This is a genomic window from Paraglaciecola sp. 20A4 (assembly GCF_011378905.1).
Taxonomy (GTDB): Bacteria; Pseudomonadota; Gammaproteobacteria; order Enterobacterales; family Alteromonadaceae; genus Paraglaciecola.
Window position 1 is genome coordinate 1 of record NZ_WTPY01000062.1, and the last position, 2,914, is coordinate 2,914.

Below are 2,914 nucleotides of genomic sequence, written 5' to 3' on the forward strand. Positions count from 1 at the left end.
GATACTACAGGAATAAGGGTTTTTTAGAAAATTATAGAACATAAGATATACAAGAAGTGGTGGTCGCTACTGGGCTTGAACCACGTCGCCTAGGCTTTTGTAAAGAACGGCGATGCTTATCGTTGAAGATACTACAGGAATAAGGTTTTTTTAGAAAATTATAGAACAGAAGGTATACAAGAAGTGGTGGTCGCTACTGGGCTTGAACCAGTGACCCTCGCCTTGTAAGGGCGATGCTCTCCCAACTGAGCTAAGCGACCATATATTGAAATGTTATTCGTACACTAGGTTAACTAATGCCCCTCGACCATTTCTTGTAGAGGGTGGCGATGCTCTCTCTTTTTCTAACTGAGCTAAGCGACCATATATTGAAATGTTATTCGTACACTAGGTTAACTAATGCCCCTCGACCATTTCTTGTCGAAAAGTGGTGGTCGCTACTGGGCTTGAACCAGTGACCCTCGCCTTGTAAGGGCGATGCTCTCCCAACTGAGCTAAGCGACCGTTTTCGTACTGCTTACTGAGTTACCTCGGTAAGTGGAGCGCTATTATAGGTATGCTCTTCGAAGTGTCAACTGTAAATTTAAAAAAACTGTTTAAGTGGATAAAAAAACAACGACAAGACTAAAACTTGTGCGAATTTGGGCTGTGAACACCGCAAATCGTGAAAGAATTCGTATCTTCAATGGCATTTACTAGGGTAATACAAATGAAATAAATGAGTTCTACAAGCTAATTTTAAATAAATTCACGACTAAATTGCGGAATGTTGCTGTTAAATTTTAGAAATACAGCCAAAAAAATAATTTTTATTACTTAATCTGGCTTTTTGTAGGACTCAATTAAAAGATTACTCTGCTTTTAACCTTAACCTTAACCTTAACCTTAACTTTAACTTTAATCTTACGACTTATAACGTAGCTACTTATACAACCATCTGTAAAAGTTAATCTTGACGAGGGGCCAATTACTCCGCCTTCAGCGTATTCTTTGAGCGTAAACGTGACGACTTAAACAAGTTTGTTTAGAACTTAACGGTGCATTCTCCGTTTAACCTTTCTTCTGGGGCCCATTGACTGGTAAAATGCTGGCAATTTTTAGCAATAGGATTATTTATACCATGACCGTGGTCACCCGTTTCGCTCCGAGCCCTACTGGATTTTTACATGTTGGCGGTGCACGCACAGCACTTTATTCTTGGTTGTACGCCAAAAGCCAAGGTGGAAAATTTGTTCTTCGTATTGAAGATACTGACATTGAACGTTCAACCCAAGAAGCAATTGATGCCATTTTAGAGGGTATGGAATGGTTAGGTTTGACGTGGGACGATGGACCTTATTATCAAACACACCGTTTTGACCGCTATAAAGCGTTGATTAATGAGATGTTAGAAGATGGGAAGGCATATAAATGCTTTATGAGCAGTGCTGAGCTTGACGATATAAGAGAAAAGCAAAAAGCGAATGGCGAGAAGCCCCGTTACCCAGGCACTTGGCGTGACCGAACAGATTACCCAGAAGACCAGCCCTTTGTTGTTCGCTTTAAAAACCCACTGGAAGGTACAGTCGTTGTTAAGGATCATATTCGTGGCAATATCGAAATTGCCAATAGTGAATTAGACGATCTTATTATTTTACGCAGCGATGGTACGCCAACCTATAATTTTTGTGTTGTTGTGGATGATTGGGATATGGGTATTACCCATGTCGTGCGCGGAGAAGATCATATTAACAACACGCCTCGGCAAATTAATATATTAAAGTCACTTGGTGCGCCAGTGCCTGAATATGCGCATGTTTCGATGATCCTAGGTGATGATGGTAAGAAGTTATCTAAGCGTCATGGAGCGGTTAGTGTGATGCAATACCGTGACGATGGTTTCTTACCACAAGCATTGTTGAATTATCTGGTACGACTTGGGTGGTCTCACGGTGACCAAGAGATTTTCTCGAAAGAGGAAATGATTGAATTATTTAGTTTAGATGCAATAGGGCAATCGGCATCAGCTTTTAATACCGATAAGTTGATTTGGTTGAATCAGCATTATATTAAAGAGCTTCCTGTGCATGAAGTGCTGCCATATGCAAAATGGCATTTTGATCAGCAAGGTATCGACATAAGTAACGGACCAACACTTGAAGATGTTATCAGCGTGCAAGCCGATCGCGTAAAAACGTTGAAAGAGCTTGCCGAGATAAGCAGATACTTCTATGAAGAATATGACAGTTTTGATGAAAAAGCGGCGAAAAAACATCTTCGGCCTGTCGCTCAAGAAGCCCTTGAAGCTGTTAAAGCCTCATTAGAGGCGTTGGATACATGGAATGCAGAAACGATTCATGCTGCAATTAACCAAACTGCTGAAAATTTAGGGGTTGGTATGGGCAAAGTGGGTATGCCTTTACGTGTAGCTGTGACAGGTTCAGGTAATTCACCGTCATTGGACGCGACATTAAATTTGTTAAAAATTGAGCAGATTGTTCAACGTATAGACAAAGCGCTCATATATATAGCAAACAGACAACAATCCTAGATAAATTTTAAAAAAATCGTTGACATAAAAGGGGGGGGTGCCTAGAATGCGCCCGCTGTCACGGAACGACACCCACTTAGTCAAAGCAAATGCGCTTTACGTTAAGTATGGGGCCATAGCTCAGCTGGGAGAGCGCTTGCATGGCATGCAAGAGGTCGGCGGTTCGATCCCGCCTGGCTCCACCATATCAAGGAGCATTTACGGCATACCTAGGCCAGTAAATGTGATGATATAGACAGATTTTTAGTTTTTGTAAGATTAGGCCGTTCCTCTCGCAGGCTCGACTCACCTTACAGAAATTTATCGGAGCTTGCTTCGATAAACAAAGTTTCTGTCCCCATCGTCTAGAGGCCTAGGACACCGCCCTTTCACGGCGGTAACAGG

At 41.8% G+C, this 2,914-nt stretch carries 1 protein-coding gene and 3 tRNA genes; 2 read left to right on the top strand and 2 right to left on the bottom strand.

Features of this window, described 5'->3' with window-relative positions:
* Positions 1-184: 184 nt before the first annotated feature.
* Both GQS54_RS22770 and GQS54_RS22775 read right to left on the bottom strand, forming a co-directional pair.
* Positions 185-260: transfer RNA gene (locus tag GQS54_RS22770), tRNA-Val, on the bottom strand.
* A gap of 168 nt (positions 261-428) precedes the next feature.
* Positions 429-504: transfer RNA gene (locus GQS54_RS22775), tRNA-Val, on the bottom strand.
* Between the two features lie 616 nt (positions 505-1,120).
* Here GQS54_RS22775 and gltX point away from each other — a divergent pair.
* Together gltX and GQS54_RS22785 are read left to right on the top strand one after the other, a co-directional pair.
* Complete coding sequence (gene gltX / locus GQS54_RS22780) at positions 1,121-2,530, top strand: glutamate--tRNA ligase (protein ID WP_166426208.1); 1,410 nt, start codon at positions 1,121-1,123, stop codon at positions 2,528-2,530.
* Positions 2,531-2,639: 109 nt separating this feature from the next.
* Positions 2,640-2,715 (top strand) — tRNA-Ala (locus GQS54_RS22785).
* Positions 2,716-2,914 lie beyond the last annotated feature (199 nt).

Excerpts from the sequence above, each read along its gene's own strand:
- gltX (WP_166426208.1), top strand. The coding sequence starts at position 1,121 with ATGACCGTGGTCACCCGTTTCGCTCCGAGCCCTACTGGATTTTTACAT.